This is a genomic window from Actinosynnema sp. NPDC050801, assembly GCF_040673975.1.
Taxonomy (GTDB): Bacteria; Actinomycetota; Actinomycetes; order Mycobacteriales; family Pseudonocardiaceae; genus Actinosynnema.
Window position 1 is genome coordinate 71,798 of sequence record NZ_JBFAQZ010000024.1, and the last position, 24,458, is coordinate 96,255.

Here is a 24,458-nt window from a genome sequence, read left to right on the forward strand (position 1 = left end):
ACGTGAATGGGAGCGGTACTTGACCGGCATGACGGGGGCCGAGGATGGCCACCAGGAGACGTCTGAGGCGGCCCAGTTCTCACCGGGCGTTCAGGTCCGAGTCCGGGACGAGCAATGGCTGGTGAGGAAGGTCGTCGGCACCCGGTGTGACGGTTGGATGCTGGAGGTGACCGGCGTTTCCCCGTTCGTCCGGGGCACAGAGGCGGTCTTCTACACCAAACTCGATCACGCCAAGGCACTTGACCCGCGTCGGACGCGACTGGTGGCGGACGACTCGCCGAACCACCGACGGGCCCGCCTCCACCTGGAGGCAGCGATCCGGAAAACAGCACTGCCGCAAACCGAGCACGGTCTCGCCTTGGCCGACAGCTTCCTCATGAACCGCCAGACCCACCAGTTGCGACCGGCGGAACTCGCTCTGTCGATGAAGAATCCGCAGCCCCGCGTTCTCATCGCGGATGTCGTTGGTCTGGGCAAGACACTGGAAATCGGCCTGCTGTTGGCTGAGTTGATCCGCCGTGGACGCGGAGAGCGAATCCTGGTTGTTACGCCCGCGCATGTACTGGAGCAGTTCCAGCGCGAATTGTGGACACGATTCTCCCTGCCGCTGGTGCGATTGGACTCCACCGGTATTCAGCGCATCCAGCAGGACATTCCGGCGGGACGCAATCCGTTCGCCTATTTCAAGCGGGCGATCATCTCGGTCGACACGCTGAAGAGCGCCGTGTACGCCTCACACCTGGCCAACACCGACTGGGACGCGGTGGTAATCGACGAGTCGCACAACCTGGTCAATCGCGGCACCCGCAACAACGACCTGGCCCGGCTGCTCGCACGCCGCACGGACGCCCTGATCTTGGCCTCCGCCACCCCGCACAACGGCAATCCGGAATCGTTCGCGGAGCTGATCGCGCTACTGGACGAGGCCGCCATCGCCAACCCGTCCGACTACGAGGTGCGCAACCTCGAGCACCTCTACATCCGGCGAACGAAGACCTCACCCGAGGTTCGCGACTCGCTCAAGGGCGTGTGGGCTGACCGCGGCCCGTCCAGCCCGGTGCTCGTAGAGGCGACCGATCCGGAGCGGAAGGTGTTCACCGAGTTGGCGGAGCGGTGGATCCCGGCCGACCGGGAGATTCCGTCGGTCAGCGCCGACCCGTTGTTCCCCTACACCCTGTTCAAGGCGTTCCTCTCCTCGCACCAGGCGATGCTGGAGACGATCGGGACGCGCCTGACCACCCTCGACAAACCAGCAAACGGCCGCAACGAGCATGCCAGGCGGGCTGAGCGGGCAGCGTTGCAGGATCTCCAAGCTCTAGGGACGGCGATGACCGATGCCGACTCGGCGAAACGAGCGGCGCTGGTCGAACTGCTGAGGGAGATCGACGTAGGCCCCAAGTCCGACACCAGGGTTGTCGTATTCTCCGAGCGCATCGCGACCCTGACGTGGCTCGCCCAGGTGGTCCCCGTCGCGCTGGGTTTCCGCGCGAACGGCCCGCGTGACGACAAGAAGCCGTGGTCGGTGTTCTCCGGTGCCGTGCAGGTGATGCACGGCAAGGCGACGTCCGACGACGAGCAGAAGATGATCGTCGAGAAGTTCGGGCTGCGTGACGATCCAGTGCGCATCCTGTTCACCGGCGATGTCGCGTCCGAGGGCGTCAACCTGCACCAGCAGTGCCACCAGCTCATCCACTACGACCTGCCGTGGTCGCTCATCCGGATCGAGCAGCGCAACGGCCGGATCGACCGCTACGGACAGGAGTATCCGCCGGAATTCCGGGCGATCCTGCTGACCAGTGACGTCGAGTGGAGGCAGGACGAGAACGAGGAGCCGTTGTGGCTGGATGATCGGCTGGTCGGCCTCAAGCTGCTGCAACGGGAGGAGCAGGCACACCGGATCGAGGGTTCGGCCGAGGCCGTGACCGGTCTCTACCGGGCGTCCGAGGAGGAGAACCGGCTCACCAAGGACCTGGTAGCGGGTAAGACCACGGAGAAGTCCGTCGAGGAGTCCCGTGCTGAAGGCATCGGGTTTCTCGCGGATCTGATGGGTAACGTGGGTACCGAACACGTCCAGGAGGAAGTTCCGATCGCGGACGTGCCGACGCTGTTCGATTCGACTGAGGCGTACTTCGACGAGGCGCTACGCCAGATCTGCCGGATCAGCCCCGAGGACGAACTGGAGCTGCGCCGCGACGACGACGGCACGATCGCATTCGAACCGCCCCCGGACCTTCAGTACCGCCTCAAAGCGCTGCCCAAGTCCTACCTGGACGAGCAGGGCATCCTGCCCAAGGCCAACGTGCCCGGTCGGTTGCGGGTCACCTTCGACAAGACGCTCGCCGAGCGGCGGCTGAAGATCGCCCGGGACTCGTCGAAGACGTTGTGGCCGAGCGTCGGCTATGTCTCCGACATCCACCCGGTCCTCGACTGGGTGACTGACAAGGCGCTCGCCTCGATCCGGCACGACGAAGCGTTCGTCTTGGCCTTCCAAGCCGATCGGGTCCGTGCTCGCCAGTGGGACGAGCGGCTGGCCGCTGAGTTGGACGGCCCGGTGTTCCTCGTCCAGGGCATTTACTCCAACGCGCTTGGCCGTCCGACCGTGGTCGAGTGGATGGCTGTCCTCGGTTTGCCTGGAACGCCGAGGGTGGTGCCGATGGACAGGCGTTTGCTCGACGTGTGCGGCGTCGGCCCGCAGATGCCGGGACGAGCGCACCCCGGGGACGGAGACGGGCTGAGCCGACTTGTGCCGCAGGCGATCGACGAGGCTGAACGACACCTAGTGGAGCGAAAGGACCAGTACGACGCACGGATGGACCGCGTCCTCGAGCCGTACAGCCGCCGGGTGCGGGAATGGCGCCAGGAAGCTTTGTTCGGGCCGGCCAAGACGAACAAGGAACGCGTGGGCCTGACCGCAGACCGCAGGGAAGCGCTCATCAGATCGCTGAGGACCTCGGGGGCGCCAATGCTGCGCCTGCTCGCCGTCCTGGAGCCGCTGTCCGTCGTGGAGGGAACCGTCCGATGAGCGTCGACTTCGACTCGTTGACCAACCGCGGTGAGTACCTGTCTGCGCACTACTTCGCCGACCAGCTCGCCGTGGACCTCCGCAAGGGCATCCTCGGCCTCTGGACGACACGGGAAACCGACGAGCACGACAAGAGGCCGACGCCGCGGAAGCTGGTGCGCGAGCTGCGCGGCACCTACCTGTCCGAAACGTGCCGGGAGTACTTCGCCGACCTGGTCGACAAGGATGCGGACGACGAACGCGACGACGTCCGGCTGCACACGTACGGCAACCCGGACTGGGTAAAACGGCTTGCCTCCTGGCACCAAGACGTGCTGACCGCCCTCGGCTACCTCGATCCACCCGCTGAGCCGGACGACGCCGACGGGCCCGCTGACGGGATCGATCAGCAAGTCGAACCGACCGCCCCCGAGCCTCCTGTCGAGTTGGCCGTCCACCGGGCCGGTCGCGACCACATCGTGCACACCGCGTGGCACGGCGACGGAATTGTCGCGCTGGACTGCGGCTGGACTGCCGTCAACGACGGTGCGCTCGACGCCGACGGAGCCGGACGTCTTCTGTACCCGCTGAGGGTGAACGCGTCGGAGAGCTACGAGACCGGCGCGGCATTGGTGACCTGGCTGTTCCAAAGCGAACTCGGCGGACCGGGTGGCGAGCCGCCCAGGTTCGTGCTGCTGCTGTGCGGTGGTGTCATCGTGCTGGCCGACCGGAACAGCTGGGGTGAGGGCCGGTACCTTGCCGCAAACCTCGACGCCGCCCTGGAACGCAACGACCGCAAGCAGACCGGCGAACTGGCGACAATCTCCGCCCTGTTCAGCCGCGAGATGCTGCTACCGGCGGAGGGCAACGCAGGGGCGCTGTGGATCGACGACCTGCTCAAGAAGTCCACGGACAACGCGGTCGGCGTATCCGGTGAGTTGCGCGAAGGCCTGCAACGCTCGGTGGAGGTCATCGCCAACGAGGTACTGGCCCGGCTCACCCAGGCTGAGGTGGAGCCATCGGAGGTCGAGGACACCGCGATCCCGTTCGCCCGTGAACTCACCCGGGAATCCCTGCGCTACCTCTACCGGATCTTGTTCCTCCTCTACGCCGAGGCCCGACCAGAGCTGGGCATTCTGCCGGCCGACGACGGCTCGTACGAGGCGGGCTACTCGGTGGCACGCCTGCGCGAGCTGGTCGCGCGCGACGAACAGCTCGTCGAGGAGGAGGCCAAGCAGGGCTTCCACCTCTTCGAGTCGCTGGACGTCCTGTGTCGGCAGATCAACGACGGCCACCGCCCGTACGGCACCGAACCCGACGACCCCCAAGCCGACGACGACGAGGAGACCGCCGCCGCGAAGGCCAGGCGTCGCAGCGAAGACCGCGGTCTGCGCTTCGAGCCGTTGCGCAGCGAGCTGTTCGAACCGAAGGCGATCAGGCTCATAGGCCGGACCTTGTCGCACCCCCGCGTAGACGATCGTCGACTCGATCTGCGTCTGCGCAATGAGGCTCTGCACGAGGTGCTGCGGCTGCTGACGATGAAGAAGGGCGCGCGCAACGGTGAGCGGGGCGGGTTCATCTCCTACCGAAACCTGGGCATCAACCAGCTCGGCGCGGTGTACGAAGGGCTGATGTCCTACACGGGCATCATCGCCGAGGAGGAGCTTTGCGAGGTCGCCAAGGGTGGTGACCCGGAGAAGGGATCGTGGCTGATCCCTGCGCGGCGGCAGACGGACTATCCGGAGAAGACGCTCGTCATGTACGACGAGCACGACATGCGTAAGGGATTGCGTGGCCCGAAGCGCTACCAGCCGGGCACGTTCGTCTACCGGCTCGCCGGTCGGGACCGCGAGACGTCCGCGTCGTACTACACGCCCGAGTCGCTGACGAAGGTCACTGTCGAGTTGACCCTCAAGCACCGGCTCGACCAGGAGAAGGACGCCGACAACAACGAGATCCGGACGCGTGCCGCCGAGCTGTTGAAGTACCGGATCTGTGAGCCAGCGCTCGGGTCCGGGGCGTTCCTCAACGAGGCGATCAACCAGGTCGCCGAGGAGTACCTGCGGCGTCGCCAGGATGAGCTCGGCAAGTCGGTGCCGACCGCCGACGCGTTGACCGAGAAGCAGAAGGTCAAGGCGTACATCGCATTGCACAACGCCTACGGCGTCGACTTGAACGCCACCGGCGTCGAGCTGGCCGAAGTGTCGTTGTGGCTCAACACCATGCACCCCGGGATGCGCGCGCCGTGGTTCGGTCTGCACTTGAGGCGCGGCAACTCGCTCGTCGGCGCGCGGCGGGCGGTGTTCTCGGGCGAGGACGTTACGTCCGCCGAGAAGGCGTGGCTGAAGACCAAGGGTGCGCTCGCGCCGACGCCGTTGCCGTTTCTGAAGGACGGGGCCGAGCAGCCGCTACCGGCCAACGCGGTGCACCAGTTCCTGCTACCCAGTCCAGGGTGGGCAGTGGTGGCTGGGGCGAAGGAGGCGAGGGCGCTCGCCAAAGAGGACGCGGACCGGCTCGCGAAGTGGAAGCGCGGTGTCCTGCAACGGCCCAAGCACACGCCGGCCGACCTGAACCCGGACGCCAAGCGCAAGCCGACCAAGCACTCTCAGTTCGCCAGGCTGCGGGATGCAGCGAGGCGGGTCGAGTTCCTGTGGGCGCTGGTCGTGAAGCGGATGCAGATCTCCGAGGACGCCATCGCCCGGAAGATCGACGTGTGGGGTTCCGATCCGGACGATCCCGAGTTCGGGTTCTTGCGGAGGCCGGAGCACGCGGTGACGAAGGAGCAGGTGTTCGAGGACCTGTTCAACGCTCCTGACACGCCGTACTGGCGGCTCAAGATGGTGATGGACGCCTGGTGCGCCCTGTGGTTCTGGCCGGTGGACAAGGCCGGACTGCTGGACGGCACCGATCCCGTGTACACCGCAACCGCGAATATCGACTTCGAGGCATTGCTGGACGAGACGGTCCCGATGGCACCGCCCGCGCCCGCACCTGAGCCCGAGCCGATACCTGAGCCCATTTCCCGGTCCGCCGAGCCAATCATCCAGCACCAAGGGGTGTTTTTCAGGCTCGACGGTGAGCGGTTGATGCTCGATGACGATGACGATGAGTTGGTCGAAGAGCAGGTGATCAGCCGCCCAGAGCCAAAGAAGCCGAAGGCGAAGCCTGAGCCGGGGCGCAGGGTCATCCCCTTGGCAAATCTGGATGACTGGTTGGACTTCGTCGACGCCATGCTCGGCACCAAGGATGTGGACGGAACGGTCCTCAGCGGGTTGGACACTCTCCCCAAGCTGAAGGACTACGAGACAGTACTTCCGTCGTTCATGGTGATGGATGAGGGAGATCCTGAGCAGCGCTTCCCGTGGCTGCATGAAGTGCGGAACATCGCCTCGCAGCAAGGCTTCCTGCACTGGGAGTTGGAGTTCGCCCTGGTCTTCGCCCAAGGTGGTGGCTTCGACCTCCAGGTAGGCAACCCGCCCTGGGTTCGCCCGGACTGGAAAGAAGACGCTGTACTCGCGGAGTATGAGCCGTGGTTTGGGTTGACCGAAAAGCCTGGGGCCGCGGAGAAGGCTCGGCGTCGAGCAGCGGAACTTGAGAGGCCCGAAGTCTCCGATTATCTTCGCACTGAACTTAAATCAACGATTGCTATGGCAAAATACCTTGCGAATGCGCAAGTCTATCCGATGATTTCCGGCGGCCGCCCGGATTTCTATAGAGCCTTCATGTGCCAAGCATGGTCGCATGCTGTAATTGGTGGGTGTATCGGACTTGTTCATCCCGATACACACTTCGCTGGCGACAAAGAAGCACGTTTGAGGGAAGAGTCGTACCGACGTTTGCGTCTCCATGCAGACTTCGTGAATGCTGGAAACCGTTTTTTCCCTCCGCCGGTAGGTCGTTCAAGTCACTTCGGTGTGCATATCTACAGCGATGTACGTGAGGTCAACTTTAAGCATCTTTCCTGGCTGTTCTCCGTAGAGAGTCTGCGACTGTCGGAGGGATTCGACGCTGATGACGACCCGCCGGGTGTGAAGTTCGATGGAAAATGGGATGATAGGCCTCATCCCTTGCGGGTGATTCAGGTTGATGTGGGCACGCTTGCTCGCTGGCGGCGCATGATGGGTGACGATGACATCCCGGTGGCAACGACGCCATTGCTCACGCCGGTTAGTAGAGCCGAAGACCCGGCCATCGATGCACTCGGGTCGTATCCGGTGCGCTTGCGTAGGCATCGATCACAAATTACGCAAGGTCTGAACGAGACTATTTCCAAGAAGTCAAGGTTCGGCAGTGATGGCGCTAGCCCGTTGATCGACTACAATACAAATGTCGATAATCGGGTCGATTATGAAGCCGGAAGCTGGCGGGAAGTAATTCTTGTAGGGCCGCAGATCGGTGTCGCAAATCCGTTGTTCAAGCAGCCGAGTCAAGGCGGGGGGGAAGTACTCGGCCTGGACCACCGGGGCCTTGCAATCGATGCGGTACCGGAGTCGGAATATCGACAGATGGTGGACGACAGTACTTATCTTGGCGAGCAAGACAAGTGGGTGGACCGAGAACTGCTCGATAAGCTTCGAGGCTCCGAGGAGGCTATCGATGACGCGCGAGCAAGGCTCGCCGCAATTGTGGCGGTGGATCCTCATGAGGTGGCCAATGAGGCTGTCGACAGTTATCTGACCGCTCGCGCGACTAAGCCGTACACACAGTTCTATCGTGTGGCCTGGCGTGAGATGATCGCTCCTGATACGGAACGAAGTCTTTATGTTGCTCTGATCCCGCCAGGTCCGACGCACGTCCATGCGGTTCGGTCTTCTGCGCTTTGCTCCAAGCTTGACACTGCCTTGTTGGCGGGGTTCTGGGCATCCCTGCCGCTGGACTACCTCTTGCGTACGACCGGCGTCGGACACCTGGATGTGGCACAAGCCCAGCGGTTGCCTGCGCCTCAGCGTGACCATCCCCTTGCTGGTGCGTTGTTGCTTCGCACTCTCCGCCTGAATTGCCTTACCTCCGCCTACGCCGACCTGTGGAACGAGCTGTATCCGGCGACAGATCAGGAGGGATGGGCATACGGCTGGCGCGGACTTACGCCACTGACCCCGGTCTCCCCCAAGTGGGAGTACGACACGCCGTTGCGCACAGAGCGTGCCCGGCGTTCGGCGTTGGTGGAGATCGACGCGCTCGTCGCAGTATGGCTGGGCATCTCCGCCGACACGCTGGTCACCATGTACCGGGCCCGGTTCCCGATCATGCAGGACTTTGACCGGGTCACCTGGTTCGACGCCAACGAACGGAAGATCGCCGGTGACCGCTACACCTACGGCCACGGGCAGACGAAAGAGCACTGGAAGCAGTTCGAGGAGTATCTGGCGAGGGGCAAGAAGCCGCCGATGCCCGAGGGGTACGTAGAGCCATTCGAACCCGCCGACCGGGAAACCGAGATGCAAAAGGCGCACGCCGTGTTCCAAGCTCGGCTGGACGCCGCCGTCGCTCGCGGTGAGTGGGACCCGGTGAAGCAGGAGGTGCTGCAGTCGTGAGGCCAACACTGGAGGCGCGCGGGCTAAAAGAGAGCCTGTTGCAGTACCTGTCGACCACCTACGCCCTCACAGATGAGGGCACCCGTGAGTCGTTGCACCGGTTCCTCGGTGACGAGACCGCGGGCATGTTCCGCGGCCCGTTCCTGCGCATCCGCACGCCGTTCACGGCCGCCGCCCCGGGCTGGGAGCGCCTGCTCGACTGGTTCCCGGACAACTGGACCCCGTACTCCCACCAGGCTGCAGCCTTCGCCCGTCTGACGAGCGCCAACGGTCACGATCCGCAGCCGACGATCGTGACGACTGGCACGGGTTCGGGTAAGACCGAGGCGTTCCTGTACCCCGTGCTCGACCACTGCGTCCGGGAACGCGCCGCCGGTAACCACGGTGTGAAAGCGGTTCTGCTGTACCCAATGAATGCCCTCGCCACGGACCAGGCGGAGCGCATCAACACGCTGCTCGCAGACAACCCGGTGTTCAAGGACCTCCATGCTGGCCTCTATATCGGCGAGCAAGCGGCGAAGCCTCTCTCCCATGTTTACACCCGCCGCTCCGAGATGTGGCTGTCACCGCCGGACATCCTGATCACCAACTACAAGATGCTCGACCTGCTGTTGCAACGCTCCTCGGACGATGCGCTGTGGCAGGGCTCGGACATCCGCTACGTCGTGGTGGACGAGTTCCACACCTACGACGGCGCGCAGGGCACCGATGTGGCCATGCTGCTGCGCCGCCTGTCTGCTGCGGTGGGGACGCCCGAACCGGACCGCCCGCTGGGGCGCATGTGCCCGGTCGCGACGTCGGCGACCCTCGCTTCCGGCACGGGTCCGGAAGGAGAGGGCAAGCTCCTCGAGGTTGCGACGCTGGTATTCGGCACGGAGTTCACCAAGGACGCGGTGATCGGCGAGCGCCGTCAATCGGTTGACGACTTCATCCCGGTCGCGTCCTTCGACCCGGAACTGCCGTTGCCCAAGCCGGAGGAATTGGCCGTCCTGCCCGACCCGACGCGGGATGACGGGGCGCTGGCGGACCTGCTCGAAGCCGTCACCGGCGAGCGCGACCTAGATCCGTTCCAGCTCGGCGCGATCCTCAAGCGGCATATGCTGACCGCGGCCGTCATGAAAGCTCTTGCCGACAGCGGGGTGTACTCGAACGACGACATCCTCAACGTGATGTGGCGGCACGGCGCCCAGCCGTGGGCCCGGGACATCACACAGCGGCCCGAGATGGCGGCGGTGGCGTTGGCCCGGTTCGTCGCGTTGCTGTCGATCGCACGAAATCCGGACTCGACACCGGCAGAACCGCGTCCCCTGGTGCACGTCGAGGTACACCAATGGGCACGGGCGGTGTCCCGGTTGGTGCGTGGCGTGCTGCCATGGCCACAGGCAGAGTTTCGATGGGACGCGGCGGGTGCGGTCGACGTCTACGGCGGAGGTCATGCCCGTACTGCACCAGCGACGGTGATGACGTCCGGGCAGTCGGCGAACGTGTTCCTGCCCGCGATCTACTGCCGTGACTGCGGCCGTTCGGGTTGGGCGGTGTTCTCCCCGGAAAGCGACGACCAAGCGGTCGAGTTCGACACGTTCAAGATCCGTCGCGCGTCCACCAGCCAGGACAAGGTGCGGGTGCGCAACCTGATCGCGGCGACGAACTTGGAGGCCAAGGAGGTCGTCGCGCCCAAGCCGATGGCGGTGTCGGCGCGCACGCGCGGGAACCGCTCGCCGCTCGACCACGGTTCCGGTGGAACGCTGATGGTGCTCGACGGACCGGGCTCGCAACTGCGCCCGCCCAACCAAGCAACCGACTACGACGAGGACGGCCAACCGCGCCTCAAGGCGGCGGACTCGGCGTTCGTGCTGGTCATAACCGGTCCGACGGCGAACACCGCAGCCGGGCAGGACTGGTGTCCGGCCTGCGGCGAACACAATGCGATCCGCTACCTCGGTACCGGGTCGGCGGCACTCGCGGCGGCGTCGATCACCCAGCTGTTCACCGGAGGCGAGCTGAACGAGGCGCTGAAGGAGGACAAGCTGCTGATGTTCAACGACTCGGTGCAGGACGCCGCGCACCGGGCCGGGTTCGTTGCCAGCCGCTCCTACACGTTCTCATTGCGCGCGCTGCTGAAGAAGCACCTCTCCGAGGAGCGACCAACCGCGCTCAACGACCTCATCGCCAACGTGATCGACAAGACCACGGACCCGAGGACGCTGAGAGCGGTCGTGCCGACGGACCTGCACGACATGAGAGGCGTGACTCGGCTGCTCACTGGCAAGGGACGCGGCGGTGATCTGGCAACGTGGGAGCTGATCGGCGAACGCTTGGCCTTCGAGGCGTTGATGGAGTTCGGTTTCCGCTCCCGCAACGGCCGGACGCTGGAGCTGACGCGCACTGCAGCTGCCCAGGTGTTCATTCCGGATCCGGCGGCTGCGGTGGCGCTAATCAAGGAGATCCACCTCGAACTCGGGCACAGCACCGCGATCCCAGCACCGCAGAGTGACGCGCGCTATCTCGCCTTCCTCCGGATCTTCCTGGAGCGCCTGCGGTCTCGCGGCGCGGTCAAGCACACCTGGCTGAAGGGCTATCTCCGGGAGAGCGGCACCAGCCGCTACCAGGTCTGGGGCGGCCGGCCACCGGGCATGCGCGCTTTCCCGAAGGGCGTCGCGGCCCCGCGGTTCCTGCTAGCCCACCCCAAGGCGGGTAGCGAGTTCGACGTGGCGACAGGCCGACTGTCCTGGCATGAGCGTTGGGCGCAGCGCTGCCTCTTGATACCACGTGAGCAGGTGCCGGAGCTGTGGAACCGGCTGCTGCCTGCGTTGGCATCCGCGGGCATCCTGTCCGTAGGCACCCCGAATGACAGTTCGGTGCGGATCTATGGCCTGCAACCGGGCAACATCGAGATCCAGTTGCTCACCGACGACGAGGTGAACCTCGCGTTCGTACGCTGCAAGGTGTGCTTCTGGGAGCAAACCGTGCACCCGTCGCTGCTCGACCAGTGGCACGCCCAGCCGTGCCCGTCCTACCGGTGCCAGACCGGCCGGCTCGTCGCTGGCGACCGGCCGGAGGAGCTGGGTATCCACCTGCGTGACCGTGACTACCGCAACGACTACTACCGCCACCTGTATCGGCGAGCAGGCACGTACCAGGTCATCACCGCCGAGCACACCGGCATGCTGAAGCGGGCCGATCGGGAGCGGGTCGAGGCCGCGTTCAAACGCGGCGACGGGTTCAAGGACCCCAACGTGCTGTCGTGCACGCCCACGTTGGAGATGGGCATCGACATCGGTGACCTGTCTGCGGTGGTGCTCGCCGCGTTGCCCCGCCGTCCCGCGAACTACGCGCAGCAGGTCGGCCGGGCCGGACGCCGCACCGGCAACGCGTTCCTGCTGACGGTGCCCGGCCGAAGCAGACGAGACCTGTACTTCCTGGACCAGCCGAAGGAGATGATCGCGGGACAGGTAGTGCCGCCCGGCTGCCATCTGTCAGCGATCGAGATTCTGCGCCGCCAGTACCTCGCACATCTGCTGGACCTCGCCGCGCGGCAACGCCTGATGCGGACCGAGGACTCGCCGCTGCGCGCCGTGCCGGGGAAGGCTCCGGACTTGTTCGGCCCTTCGGGCTACCTGAACGACCTGGTCGAACTCGCCTTGGAGCAGGGAGAACGATTGGTCGACGGCTTCCTCACGTTGTTCCCGACCGGGGTGACCGACGAGGTCAAAGCCGAACTCCGGCAGTACGCGACACATGATCTGCGTGGCGCCGTCGAGCACGCCGAACGTGAGTGGCACCGCCGTCTCGATGCCTTGCGGACGCGTGCGCGGCTGATCGGTGAGGCGATCGCCGAGCTGCACGACACCGACCCGGAGCAGGCCGCGCGGAAGCGAGAGCTGGAGGCGGATCTTCGGAGCACCGGCAAGCAGCTCGGCGCACTCGGACAAACCACCGCCCAGAACGCCCTGTGCGACCTCGGACTGCTGCCCAACTATGCACTCCTCGACGCGGTGACCACGCTCAACGCGACGCTGTACTGGTCGGAGGACACCGCCGACGGCGGGAAGCGGTACGGGGCCAAGATGTACCCCTACGAACGTCCCCAGCGCTACGCGTTGTCCGAGCTTGCGCCGGGCAACACCTTCTACGTCAACGGGTACCGGCACCAGATCACCGGCATGGAGATCGGGACCAGCGCGGACCGGCAGTGGAAGGAGTGGCGGTTCTGCCCGGACTGCGGCTACGTGCGCACCGAGAACGCCCGTGAGGACCGGACACCATGCTCGCGGTGCGGCAGCGTGCGGATCGCCGACGACGGCTCCTGCTTGCACAACGTGGTCAAGCCAACTGTCGTCACGTCCCGGGACAAGCGGGAGGACGCCCGCATCAGCGACGACAAGGACGACCGCGACCAGCGGTACTACACGGTCGTGGACGCGGTCGACATCGAGGTGGCGGACATCGAACCCGGCACGTCGTGGCGGCACACAGGCCAGACGTTCGGGATCGACTACTGCCGCAAGGCGATGATCCGGCGGGTCAATGTCGGCCCGGCCCGGTTCGACAAGCACACCGAGGACCAGTTGGCGGGCAAGTCGGTCCGGCTCAGCCCGTTCCACGTGTGCACCGGGTGCGGTGCGGCCACCGCTGACGGCAAGCCGGTGTTCGACCACGACACCGACGCGCTGGCCTCGTCGGTAGCCCGAGACCCGAAGCTCAAGCACCACCTGCCCTGGTGCCCATTGCGGCGCGGCAAGCGGCCCGCCGACGTGCCTCAGGAACCGGTGTTGCTCGTCCACGAACTGCGCACCGAGGCGCTGCGAGTCCTGCTGCCAGCGTCCACGGTGCTCGTCGACCAAAAGGTGCACTCGTTCCGAGCGGCGCTGCGGCTCGGCGTGGACCGGCAGTTCGGCGGCGATCCGCAGCACCTCGACACCACGGTCGCGTCGATGCCCGATCCCGGGACCGGTGAACGGCGCCACTTCCTGGTCCTGTTCGACAGGCTGCCCGGCGGCACCGGCTACCTGCACAAGCTCACCGATGAAAAGGCGTTCAAGGAGACCTTGACCCATGCGCGGCGCGCGCTGAAGAAGTGCCCATGCGCTGGTGAGGGACGTCGAGCTTGCCACCGCTGCCTGCACCGGCACACCGAAGAGGCCTATCAGGACATCGTGTCCCGGCAGGAGGCTTTGAAGATCCTGGACGGACTGCTGGGGCCCTGTGACGACGACGGCGAGATGGTTGTCGACGAATGGGACGTCGACCCTCTGCCGAACACCCAAGACATCGGCCTCGACCAGCAACTGGAGTCGGACCTTGAGACCAGGTTCCTCGCGGCCCTGCGGCAGTGGGTCGCCCGTGAGGACCACGTCGCGCTTGACGAAGACGGCCAGTCCAGTAATTACCTGCGGTTCGCCGATCCTCGCGGTGTGGTCAGTTGGCGGCTGACCGCACAGCGGGTCATGGCGCACACCCGCACCGATTTTACGTTCGAACGGATTGACGGCCCGAGGCAGACCGTCACCGCCTACCTGGACGGCTACCGGTTCCACGCGACGAGCGAGCACAACCGCATCGCGAGCGATTGCGACAAGCGGAACGAACTGAGGGCGGACGGCCGGGTCGTCTTCCAGATCACCTGGGACGACGTCGAACTGTTCGAGCAGCGACCCACTCGCGCCGAACCGGTGTGGCCGCCCTACCAGGGGCGTGCGCAGGACAAGGCCAAGGACGTGTACGAACAGCTCGGTGGGCAGCGCGCGCACTTGGCAGACGCCGTGTTCGGTAATCCGATCGCCTCGCTACTGGCGTACCTGCGTCAACCTGACCCGGAGAACTGGGGACGGCGAGCCAAGGCGTTGATCGCCGGTCTGACCATCGCGTCGACCCCGGTCGCGACACAGGTGGACCGTGCCAAGGTGCCAGCAGTACTGCGGGCTGCGCTGGGTGATAGCCGTGCTCGTGCCGTGTCCGGCGGCGGCCCGGTGAACGTGCTGCGTGGCACTGATCTACGCGGCCTGCCGATCGTCTACACACTCGACGCTGCACGGGGCACGACGCCGGGAGAACTCAGGTGGACCGCACTCACCGTGCTCGACGATGACGGTGACGCCCTCGACACACCAGCGCACAAGCTGCGCTGGCGGGCGTGGCTGTACTGGTCGAACTTGGTGCAGTTTCTCGCCTACGTCGGTGGTGACGGTGTACAGCTGGCAGAGAGTAGGGCACGGTCCTATCCCGTGGAGACGCTCGCGGTGTGCGGCGGCGTGGGCGAACTGGAATCAGTGGCCGCAGCACGTCCTGGTGCGGAACCGACAGTGCTCCAGCGTAAGTCGTCCACCGTCGGTGAGTCGTCGCCTGCGGAACAGGGCGTGGCGGAGCTGCTACGGGACGCCGTCTGGTACGACGACATCCTGGACCTGCTGGAAGAGGACGAGCCGGAGTCGGACCTCACCACGCTCGCCCGCGTGCTCGCCGCCCAGGGCAAACGCGCACCGGTATTCGGACACGAGCTGGGCGAGCGACGGTGGCAGATCGATTTCGGCTGGCCGAGCCTCGGGCCAAAGATCGGTGTGCTGGGCAAGCGGGGGGAAGACGAGGAAGCGCGGAAGCGCGACGAGGCCTACGCCTCGGCAGGATGGACCGTTCGCACGGCGGCGGAATGGCTCGACCACCTCGAATCGCTGCTCGACCTGCTGCCCGATGCGACCCCCGACCTGGAAGGCTCCGCACACCGATGACCGCGCGCATCAGCCTGCACCCGAAAGCCGAGCATGAGCTGTACAAGCTCGACCGGTCGGTGAAGGGCGTCTTCTTCGACTTCTGTCACTTCTTCCGGGACAACCCACACCATCCGAAGTTCGACCTCAAACCCCTCAAGGGCAACGGTCGGGTGTTCCGTGCCAGGATCGACCCGTCGTACCGGGCACTGCTCACGAAGGCCGGTGTCGACGAGGCGGGAGTGGAGAGCTGGGTCGTCATCGCAGTTCGTCACCGCAAGCACGTGTACGAGGAGCTGTCGGTTGCGGTGAACCGGATCACCGGCGAGATCGAGTTCGTAGACCTCTCGATCGTCGGGGACAGCGTCCTTCACCGGGCGGGCATCACGCTGACGCCGGCCGAGCCGGACGTCGCCGCAGCGGGGAACACCGAGGGTGAAGCTGTTGCGGTGCCTGACCGTCCAGCGGCGCCACCGTTGCTCACCGGAGTCACCGCGGCGGACCTGCGTTCCCTTGGTGTCAGCGAGTCGCTCGTCGACCTGGCCCTCCTCGTCACCAGCAGTGAGGAGTTGGATCAGTTGGTCGCCGGAGCACCGCTGCTGTCCAACGACATCCTCACCGGCCTGGCCGCGGGCATGACCCTGGACGACGTGCGCCGCGAGATCACCTCCGAGGTCGAGGTCGAGCTGGACGACGACTACGCGGACGATTTCGGCGCGGCCTTGGCGCGGACCACCGTCACGACCGTCGACGAAGCCCTGAAGTTCGCCATTGAAGAGGGCGACTTCCGGGCCTGGAAGGTCTTCCTGCATCCCAGCCAGGCAAAACTGGTCCACCGGCGCTACAACGGCCCGGCCAGGGTGTCCGGCGGCCCAGGCACGGGCAAGACGATCGTCGCCCTGCACCGTGTGAAGTACTTGGCCGAGCAGTTGCCACCCGGGTCGAACCGTCCCATCCTGCTGACCACCTTCACCAAGAACCTCGCCACGGACCTGCAGGCACGCCTCGCGTCACTGCTCGAACCCGAGTTGTCAGCACGCGTCGAGGTCGCCCACATCGACCAACTCGCAGCGCGGGTCCTCAGCGAGAACAGCGGTTCCGGTGCGGCCAAGCAGAGGGTGCACGAAGCGGCGGCGACGACCGTCCTGCGCCAGGTGTTGGCAGAGACGGGCAACGACAACTGGGATGTCGAGTTCCTTTTCGAAGAGTGGGACCAGGTGGTCCTCGGACAGTCGTTGACCACTCGCAAGGAGTACTTCGAAGCCCGTCGTGCCGGCCGCGGTCGTTCGCTGACTCGCCCCGAGCGCAACCAGGTCTGGAAGCTGCTGGAGCAGTTCACCGCACGCCTCGACAAGGAGGGCATCGAAACCTGGGGCCAGGCAGCTGAACGTGCCGCTCGCTTCGAAAGGGAACGAGCGGCCAGGATCGAGGCGGCCAACGGAACTGGGCAGCAAGATGACAACTCGTGCGGGCGCCACCTCCAGCACCGTTACCGGCACATCGTCGTGGACGAGGCCCAGGACCTCCGCGCCGCGCACTGGAGGATGTTGCGTGCGATGGCTCCCCCCGCGCCGAATGACTTCTTCATCGCGGGAGACACCCATCAGCGCATCTACGACCACCAGGTCACGCTCGGCACGGTCGGGGTCAACATTCGCGGTCGGTCGTCCAAGCTGACGTTGAGCTACCGGACCACAGGAGAGATCCTTGCTCAAGCGGTTGGGATCATCACCTCGGGGCAGGTCGCCTACGACGACCTGGACGACGGAACGGACAACCTTGCAGGGTATCGATCGGTGCTGCGCGGCCCGATCCCCGAACTGGTTCCCTGTGCCTCCTGGCAGGATGAACTCTCACGACTAGGAGAGGCGCTCGAACAGTGGCGTGAAGAGGTTGCGGTGAGCGACGACGGTACCCGGCGCGACGCTCGCGGTAGTCTGGCCGTGTGCGTGGCGGATCGCGAAATGGTTAGCCAGGTCGTCAATCACCTGACGAATGTCGGCATCACCTGCGCCGAACTGACAAAAGAGGGCCCAAAAGGTGACGGAGAGGTGCACGTCGGAACGATGCACCGGTTCAAAGGGCTCGAGTACCAGCGACTCGCGATCGTCGGCGTGCGGAATGGCATTCTTCCACGTAGTCATCGCATCGACGACCCACGTCGCCGGGAACGGGAAGAGCGCAAGGCTCGGTCGTTGCTGTTCGTCGCCGTGACCCGAGCCAGAGATACGCTACGCATCAGTTGGTATGGACAACCCAGTCCTTATCTGCCGATTGTGCGGTAAGGCTTGTCTGCAGGTGGCAATTACAGGATTGCGCCTGTAGTCGATGTCGGATGTCCGGCCATTGGCCGTTGACCAGCTTGCGGTCATTATGATGGCGCGCTTGCCAAGACCGACCACTGCAGCAGGAACAGCCTCCGCCATCCGCCCTGGATGCGTCCAGGGCGGATGACGTACAGGGTCCGCTCGATCCGTTCGATAGTGCGGAGCCAGCGGTGTCAGTGGAATAAGGCAACGAAGCCGGTGTACTGACCAGGCCTTCTGTAGCCAGTTCAGTCAACTACAGGGCAGATCGAGTGACCGCTGAAGACCAGCCCGCCCCCGATGTGTCACCGGCTTGTGGACAAGCGAGTCTGGGATACCAGCGGATCCCTCTACAGCCCCTATAAGCAGGCTCTTCGCCGGTCGGAGGGGGTGGCGCTCTAACAGGATCCCCAACCTGATCCCCAATGTGATCCCCCGTATGAACCCCCGACGGAAGTAACCGTACGCGCAAGCGATCTTCAAATGTTGCTACATAGAGTGATCGGTCGAGAGGTTCGCCGCATAGACACAATTCTATGCCAGCGCCGTGCCTATAACACTAGTGCACCGACGATCAAAACTTGATGCGCCACACAAGGAGAGGTGTCAGCATGATAGCGGGAGCGTCTCCCGAATATGGGGCCAATTATACCGTTTGACTGCTGCACTGGGCCTGCGACAGGCAATGATCCTCGTACAGACAGGGGCCAGAAACAGGTGTGGCGGGAATCGACGGGCTTGGCTGCCGGTTGGATCAGGTGCGCGTTGGACGGCGACTTTCGCGGGGCTGCGTCGTCTTCCGGTTGGTGTCGCGCTGCTGCGGTAGAAAGAGGGGGATGCCCTCGGCAAGGCGCCAGGCGGCGTCGCACGCCGCGCAGGTAGGCCAGCACCACTGTCGCTTAGTGGCGCGCGCAGCGGGAACGGTCAACTCCGCCCCGCACAGCGTGGTCGTCTCCTGGGTAGGCATGGCGTTGTCGTCGATGGCATGGCGTTTGCCGTCGTGGGGTTGCCAGCGGAACGGGCGCGGTCCCATCAGCGGATTCCCTTGTCGTAGGCGTCGGCCCAGTGGGCAATGACCTCGCCAGACTGAGCTGCGGGCAGGGCGCGGGCGTGGAGCTCGCGGAGTCGACGCTGGTGGTGTTCGACGGCGTAGGGGTTGTCGTGGAAGACGGTGGTAATGCCGCTTTCGCTGTAGGCCAGCGGGCGCAGTGGTGGGGCGAAGGTGAACAGTGCAGCGTGGTGGCGCAGGGCGGGGTGGGCTGGTGCGGTCATGGGGATGACGTGGACGGTGATGTGAGGCTGACCGGCTTGCAGGGTGAGGTGGAGCAGTTGGTCGCGCATGACGGCGCGGTTGCCGACGACCAGCCGCAGCGCGGTTTCGTGGACGTAGAGCGTGGTGTTCGGCGGGGTGCGGCGGTATAGGAGACGGTCCTGACGCGCGACACGCGTGGCAGCCAGATTCTGGTCACCAGTCAGTGCGCCGGCGTAGGCCGTGGTCTGGGCAAGGGCCGGGACGGTGAGCGGTTCGTAGGCGGTGAAGCTGTGGGCGAGGTGTTCGTGCAGTGTCAGGGCTGTGAGGGTGTCGGGGCTGCCGTGGTGGGTGCGGGTGAAGGTGCCGGTGTCGGGCTCGTGGGCGATGGCCATGACGCGATCGCGGGTGGCCTTGTCGGCGACGCAGCGGCCAAGGAGGGTGGCGATCTCCCAGGGGCTGGTGCCGCGGCTGCCGGTCTCGAGTTTGCTGAGCTTGCCCAGCGACCAGCCCAAGCTCTCGGCGACGACTGCGGAGGACAGGCGAGCGGTGTGGCGGATGCGGCGTAGTTCCTCGCCGAACTCACGGCTGTGAGCGGTACTCAACCTCGTGCTGGCGGGCGACTTCTCGTCGTCGGTGTCCATCGACGTTCCTCAGTTGTGCTCGGGGCCGCTACACGGTCGGCGGCGATGATCAAGCTTCGGTCTGGCGTGGTGCAGAACAGGCCGATAAGTCCGACCGAGTCCGGCTGCACACGAGCGGCATGGCGCGGCCACGTTCGGCGCGCGAGCTTGCGTCGACCCATCCGTCGGATGTCGAGGTCCTGCCGGTGCATGGAAGGCGAGCGAAGACGAGGCCGAAGGCAACTTCGAGGACTCGGTCGTGATCGCCGGTGGACAGCAACTCCGGTCGGAATCTGGCCGTCTCCGCGCCATCGAGCATCCGGACATCCGCCCAGTCGCGCGTCCTGACGAGACCAGCATCCATCGCCTTCCCTTTCGACCCGCCGAAATCGGTAGATACGCATTTCAACCAGGACCGGTACGATCAGGGAACAACGCAAACAGCCGACACGCGGATTTGCCCCTTATTTGCCCCCTAGCGCAGGCGGAGGCGACATGAGCAACGATGAGCACTCGAACATGACCGAACCGGCTGGTGTCCGACTCGCCCACGAGATCCGCCGACGCCGCACCGAGGCCCGACTCAGCCAGCCACAACTGGCTCGAATGATCGGCTACACCAGGCAGTACGTATCGCTGGCCGAACGCCCCAACCACAACCTCCCTTCAGCCGAGATAGTCAGAGCTCTCGATCAAGCCTTGGGAACCGAAGGTGCACTGATCGCACGGCGAGAAGAAGGAAGGAATGAACAAAAGCGACTTCGCCGACAATCTAGTCGAGCAGTCAACGAACAGCAGAAATCCTACTAGAAGACGTTTCCGACGTTCGCTATGCAGACAGCCGCACACGACTTGACTTTCACTCAGATGACACCTCCGCGCCAGTGCCGACGGGCGATGTGACGCCCTCCTGCGTGAGGACGACAACTGATTGGTCCGGATTGGCCAAGCTCATCGTGCCGGTCCAGACTGAGCCTCTTCCTTCGGTGGTCGGCTTGACGGATGTCGAGGAGGTGCGGGCCGCTGCACGGTCTTTCGAGGACTGGGACGCTCTCTACGGTGGAGGGCTGGTCCGCACGGCCGTCACCGCGCAACTGCGGTATTGCGCGGACCTGCTGGGCGCACGGTGCTCGGACAAGGTCCGCCCAGCCCTGTTCTCGGCCGTGGGGTACCTCGGTCACGTCACCGGGTTCATGGCTTTCGATGCCTACGCCCACGACGACGCGCGTCGCATGTTCCGCTTCGCCCTGGCGTGCGCCGAGGAGGCAGGGGACTGGCACCTGCGCGCTAAGGTGCTCTCCTCGATGGCACGCCAGGCGATCTGGTGCGGCGATCCCGACAGTGGGCTGACGTTCACCGAGTTGGCACTGGTGCGTGCCGATCGGTTGACCGCCACCGAGCGGGCCATGCTGCACACCGGTCGTGCCCGCGCGCTGGCCAAGCTCGCCAAGATGCAGGAGACGGCGAGCGCGGTCGGTGCCGCCGACGAGGAGTTCGGCCACAGCCGCCCGGACGACGATCCGCCGTGGATGCGGTACTACGACACCGCGCAACATGCCGGGGATACCGGGCACGCCTTGTGGGACACCGCCGTCCGAGGACACTTCTACGCAGAAGCCCGGGACAGGCTCGCCTCGGCGGTGACCGGACACGGTGACGAGTTCGCCCGTGCCCGTGCGATCAGCCAGACCAAGCTCGCCTCCCTGGTCATGGCCGTCGGAGATCCGGCGGAAGCCGCCATGCTCGGTAGCCTGGCGCTGGACTGGGCGGGCACCGTGAAGTCACGACGCGCTGCGGATGACCTGCGCGATCTTCACCGCTTCGCGCTTGTGCACGACAACGTCACGGAGGTGGCCGAGTTGCGGCACCGCATCGGCACGGCGCTGGTCGGATGACCGACGCCCAACAGGAAACCAGCCGTGCGGCCCTCGATAGCGCCGCCGCGAAGGCGGGCTTGGACACGGCAGGCGCCGCGGTGATCCGGCTCGGGGAGAACGACCTCTACCGGCTGCCCGGATCCCTGGTGGCCAGGGTCGCGCGCGTCGGGCAAGACGCCGCGGCGGCCAAGGAGGTACAGGTAGCCCGGTGGCTGGAGGACGGCGGCGTGCCAGCCGTACGCGTGCTGCGGGAGGTGGAACAACCGGTCGTGGTCGAGGGCAGAGCCGTGACGTTTTGGCACGAACTGCCCCCGCACGAGCCCGGCTCCAGTGACGACGTGGCTGCCGTCCTGCACCGCTTTCACGCCCTTGCTCTGCCGGAGGACTTCGAACTGCCCGAACTGGACCCATTCGTGCGGCTCGCCGAACGCATCCAGGCCGCGTCCGTGCTGAGCGACGACGACCGGGCATGGATGTTGAGGCGGCTGGTCGAACTCCAGAACGCCTACGACGCCCTGCCACCCGGCCTACCACGCGCGGTGGTCCACGGCGACGCCTGGGAAGGCAACGTGGTCCGTACTCGTGATGGCGACGTGGTGCTGCTGGACTTCGAGCGCTGCGCGCTCGGCCCACCGGAGTGGGACCTGGTCTCCACCGCCGTCTCGCACGTCACCACCGACTGGATGAACACCGCCGAATGGGTCGCCTACAGCAGGGCCTACGGCTTCGACGTCACCACTTGGGCCGGATTTGACATCCTGCGTGACATCCGCGAACTGCGCATGACCACCATGGCCATCCAAGTAGCAAGCACCAACCCGGCACGCTATGCCGACCAGGCCGCACACCGACTCGCCTGCCTACGCGGTCAACACGGCTCGCGGCCGTGGAACGGCTGGCATGCGGTGCCATGACACTCACCTGCCACCGCTGAGACAATGCTGTACCCGAGTCATTCTTCGTCACCCCGAAGACCGAAATTAGTCGCCCAGCACCCCCAACCGGCAAGCACTATGAAATACATGGCGACCTATTCAAATAACTTCACTCGCCCCATACCGGATCTTCGACACAAGCGAAATGCGGCAAGTCTCCATTGAGCAGACGTGAGACTTACTGCAGCAGGATTTACCCGTCGGAGGGAAGAGCGGATCATCGACTTGGCGGATCTGCCTCAGAGCTTACTGATTACCGGGCCCAGCCTCGAGCACTGAAGGCCGTAGCGGTGCGGTAGGCGTGGATGCCGGCAGCCGGGTAGTCGATGAGCCGGTCGGGCAAGGCGTCCAGGGAGAACCAGCGGACCGCGGAGCACTTGTCGGGTTCTCGGTTGGTCGGCGTCCCGGTCCAGTGGCGGGTTTCGAAGAAGAGGCCGAGGCGGGGTTCGGGACCGGAGCCGTTGACGTGCAAGGTGTGCACCAGGCGCAGGTCCGCGGGGTCGACGTGGACGCCGACTTCCTCCTTCGCCTCGCGGACAGCAGCATCGAGAACGGACTCTCCCGCGTCGAGCTTGCCTGAGGGCAGGTGCCACAGGCCGTCGAAGAGCGGGTTGGTGTCGCGGCGGCGGGTAAGCAGAATGTCGTCGTCGCGGACGAGGAGGACGTGCACGTCGATCAGGTGTCGGTCAGCCATGGATCCTCGTCGGTTCTCACGCGGTCTGGAACCCGGCGCAGCTTACGAGGTATGTAACTATTCGGATGCGCCCGGTCGCCGACTGTGCGATCCGTGTCGGTCATGTCGCTGATCCAGACACGAACAGAAGGCGCTGAGCAGCGGTTACCAAGCGCGGTACCAGTTCGGTAAGCGGTTGGTACCCGCCTTACGGGCCGGTCCACACGACCGTTTGGGCGGAAGTCGGCGAAAAGATCTTGTCGGCGCGTGTCCCCCAACGGTCCTTATTCCGGAGTTAAAGGATGTCATCGCACCCTCGACCACCTCCGGAGGGCCCCGTGCCTCGACACGACGCCGACACCAACCGCCTGCTGTACACCCCCGCGGAAGCGGCGGCCCTGCTGGCCGTCCGCGAGTCGTGGCTTCGACGCAAGGCAGGACGCCGGGAGATCCCGTGCACCTTCCTCGGCAAGCACCTGCGCTTCTCCAGCGACGACCTCACCTCGATCGCCCAGACAGGCGCCCGACCCGCACGCTCCACACGACCACCCGCCAAGCGCCACAGGTCCTTTCGGAACTGACGAAAGTTCTTGTGCCGCAACGCTTGCATTACTCGACCACAGGAGCGTTCATCCTCCTGTCACACCGTGACCACCACACCACCACCGAACGAAGGAGCAGCACACATGGCCTGGGTGGAGCAGTCGGGAAGCAACCACTGGCGCGTCCGGTTCCGCCGCGACGACGGCACCATCGGCTCCATCCCCGGTTTCAGGAGCGAGAAAGCCGCACAGGACCACGCCAACGACCTCGAATCCGACCAACGCCGCGGCACCTGGCTCGACCCCACCGACGGTCGCACGACCCTGGAGGAGTGGCTCACCGACTGGTGGGACGCCCTCGACGTCGACACCCGCACCGAGGACAACTACCGCAGCATCGTGCGCAACCACATCACGCCCCATTGGGGCGACACCGCCCTGGCCGACATCACCAACCTCAAGGTTCAGGCATGGGCCAAGCAGCTGCGCGCCGGACACCTGTCGCCGGTGACCGTCGCCGGGTTCGTCAAGCTGCTCTCCCAGATCCTCACCGACGCCGCCGAGGACAAGCTCATCGTCGCCAACCCCATCCGGCCTCGACGACGCGGACGGCGCAACCACGCCGCCCGCATCCCCGAGAAAGTCTGGGCCGAGCCCGCCGAGGTGCTGCGCATCGCCGACCAGGTCGCCGCCTTCTACGGACCCATCGGAGCCGTGCTCGTCATCACCGCAGGCTGGACCGGCGCACGCTGGGGCGAGCTGACCGGCCTGCAACGCCACAACCTCCACCTCTTCGACGACGACAGAGGCTTCCTCATCATCGACCCCCAGAACGGCGCCCTGCACGAATCCGCTGGCGGCAAGCTCTGGCTCGGCCAGCCCAAGACCGACGCCTCCGCCCGCACCATCAGCCTCAACCTGAACCGCCCCGGCTTTGATGGGGACTCCATTGCGTGTGGAGGATGGAGTCATGGCAGGAACGTCACGGCACTCGGTCGAGGTGCGTCAGCGGGC

11 protein-coding genes and 1 pseudogene are annotated in these 24,458 nt (G+C 65.4%); 9 read left to right on the plus strand and 3 right to left on the minus strand.

Annotated features, from left to right (window positions below; all coding sequences use genetic code 11):
* Positions 1-28 precede the first annotated feature (28 nt).
* Genes AB0K14_RS34655 through AB0K14_RS34670 form a run of 4 tightly spaced genes read left to right on the plus strand, consistent with a single transcriptional unit; the run spans position 29 to position 17,524 of the window.
* The gene (locus AB0K14_RS34655; RefSeq protein WP_360458805.1) at positions 29-3,022 is read left to right on the plus strand and encodes a DEAD/DEAH box helicase; all 2,994 of its coding nucleotides are present in this window, start codon (positions 29-31) and stop codon (positions 3,020-3,022) included.
* Complete coding sequence (locus tag AB0K14_RS34660) at positions 3,019-8,535, plus strand: class I SAM-dependent DNA methyltransferase (RefSeq protein ID WP_360458785.1); 5,517 nt, start codon at positions 3,019-3,021, stop codon at positions 8,533-8,535. The genes AB0K14_RS34655 and AB0K14_RS34660 overlap by 4 nt, the downstream gene beginning before the upstream one ends.
* Positions 8,532-15,260: a DEAD/DEAH box helicase gene (locus AB0K14_RS34665; protein ID WP_360458787.1), complete on the plus strand. Its 6,729-nt coding sequence runs from the start codon at positions 8,532-8,534 to the stop codon at positions 15,258-15,260. Before AB0K14_RS34660 ends, AB0K14_RS34665 begins: the two co-directional genes overlap by 4 nt.
* Entirely contained in the window at positions 15,257-17,524 is a 2,268-nt protein-coding gene (locus AB0K14_RS34670) for a UvrD-helicase domain-containing protein (protein ID WP_053717371.1), read from the plus strand. The genes AB0K14_RS34665 and AB0K14_RS34670 overlap by 4 nt, the downstream gene beginning before the upstream one ends.
* Positions 17,525-18,299: 775 nt before the next feature.
* On the opposite strand, the gene AB0K14_RS34675 is transcribed toward AB0K14_RS34670, so the two are convergent.
* Both AB0K14_RS34675 and AB0K14_RS34680 read right to left on the minus strand, forming a co-directional pair.
* Entirely contained in the window at positions 18,300-18,578 is a 279-nt protein-coding gene (locus AB0K14_RS34675; protein WP_360458789.1) for a zinc finger protein, read from the minus strand.
* Entirely contained in the window at positions 18,578-19,438 is an 861-nt protein-coding gene (locus tag AB0K14_RS34680; RefSeq protein WP_360458791.1) for a helix-turn-helix transcriptional regulator, read from the minus strand. Before AB0K14_RS34680 ends, AB0K14_RS34675 begins: the two co-directional genes overlap by 1 nt.
* Before the next feature lie 474 nt (positions 19,439-19,912).
* On the opposite strand from AB0K14_RS34680, the gene AB0K14_RS34685 reads away from it, so the two are divergent.
* The 3 genes from AB0K14_RS34685 (at position 19,913) to AB0K14_RS34695 (ending at position 22,208) form a co-directional block, all read left to right on the plus strand.
* Positions 19,913-20,227: a helix-turn-helix transcriptional regulator gene (locus tag AB0K14_RS34685; protein ID WP_360458793.1), complete on the plus strand. Its 315-nt coding sequence runs from the start codon at positions 19,913-19,915 to the stop codon at positions 20,225-20,227.
* A gap of 131 nt (positions 20,228-20,358) precedes the next feature.
* Entirely contained in the window at positions 20,359-21,312 is a 954-nt protein-coding gene (locus tag AB0K14_RS34690; protein ID WP_360458795.1) for an XRE family transcriptional regulator, read from the plus strand.
* Positions 21,309-22,208, plus strand: a complete 900-nt coding sequence (locus AB0K14_RS34695; RefSeq protein ID WP_360458797.1) for an aminoglycoside phosphotransferase family protein — start codon at positions 21,309-21,311, stop codon at positions 22,206-22,208. Before AB0K14_RS34690 ends, AB0K14_RS34695 begins: the two co-directional genes overlap by 4 nt.
* A gap of 274 nt (positions 22,209-22,482) precedes the next feature.
* On the opposite strand, the gene AB0K14_RS34700 is transcribed toward AB0K14_RS34695, so the two are convergent.
* The gene (locus tag AB0K14_RS34700; RefSeq protein WP_360458799.1) at positions 22,483-22,923 is read right to left on the minus strand and encodes an NUDIX domain-containing protein; all 441 of its coding nucleotides are present in this window, start codon (positions 22,921-22,923) and stop codon (positions 22,483-22,485) included.
* 317 nt (positions 22,924-23,240) lie between these two features.
* On the opposite strand from AB0K14_RS34700, the gene AB0K14_RS34705 reads away from it, so the two are divergent.
* Entirely contained in the window at positions 23,241-23,483 is a 243-nt protein-coding gene (locus AB0K14_RS34705) for a helix-turn-helix domain-containing protein (RefSeq protein WP_360458801.1), read from the plus strand.
* Positions 23,484-23,588: 105 nt separating this feature from the next.
* Positions 23,589-24,458 (plus strand): annotated as a pseudogene (locus AB0K14_RS34710) (hypothetical protein); the annotation flags it as partial.

What these genes read in the sequence shown, in the direction of transcription:
- AB0K14_RS34680 (WP_360458791.1), bottom strand. Translation starts at nt 19,438, where the DNA reads ATGGACACCGACGACGAGAAGTCGCCCGCCAGCACGAGGTTGAGTACC.
- AB0K14_RS34675 (WP_360458789.1), bottom strand. Translation starts at nt 18,578, where the DNA reads ATGGGACCGCGCCCGTTCCGCTGGCAACCCCACGACGGCAAACGCCAT.
- AB0K14_RS34685 (WP_360458793.1), top strand. Translation starts at nt 19,913, where the DNA reads ATGAGCAACGATGAGCACTCGAACATGACCGAACCGGCTGGTGTCCGA.
- AB0K14_RS34695 (WP_360458797.1), top strand. Translation starts at nt 21,309, where the DNA reads ATGACCGACGCCCAACAGGAAACCAGCCGTGCGGCCCTCGATAGCGCC.
- AB0K14_RS34670 (WP_053717371.1), top strand. Translation starts at nt 15,257, where the DNA reads ATGACCGCGCGCATCAGCCTGCACCCGAAAGCCGAGCATGAGCTGTAC.
- AB0K14_RS34700 (WP_360458799.1), bottom strand. Translation starts at nt 22,923, where the DNA reads ATGGCTGACCGACACCTGATCGACGTGCACGTCCTCCTCGTCCGCGAC.
- AB0K14_RS34660 (WP_360458785.1), top strand. Translation starts at nt 3,019, where the DNA reads ATGAGCGTCGACTTCGACTCGTTGACCAACCGCGGTGAGTACCTGTCT.
- AB0K14_RS34655 (WP_360458805.1), top strand. Translation starts at nt 29, where the DNA reads ATGACGGGGGCCGAGGATGGCCACCAGGAGACGTCTGAGGCGGCCCAG.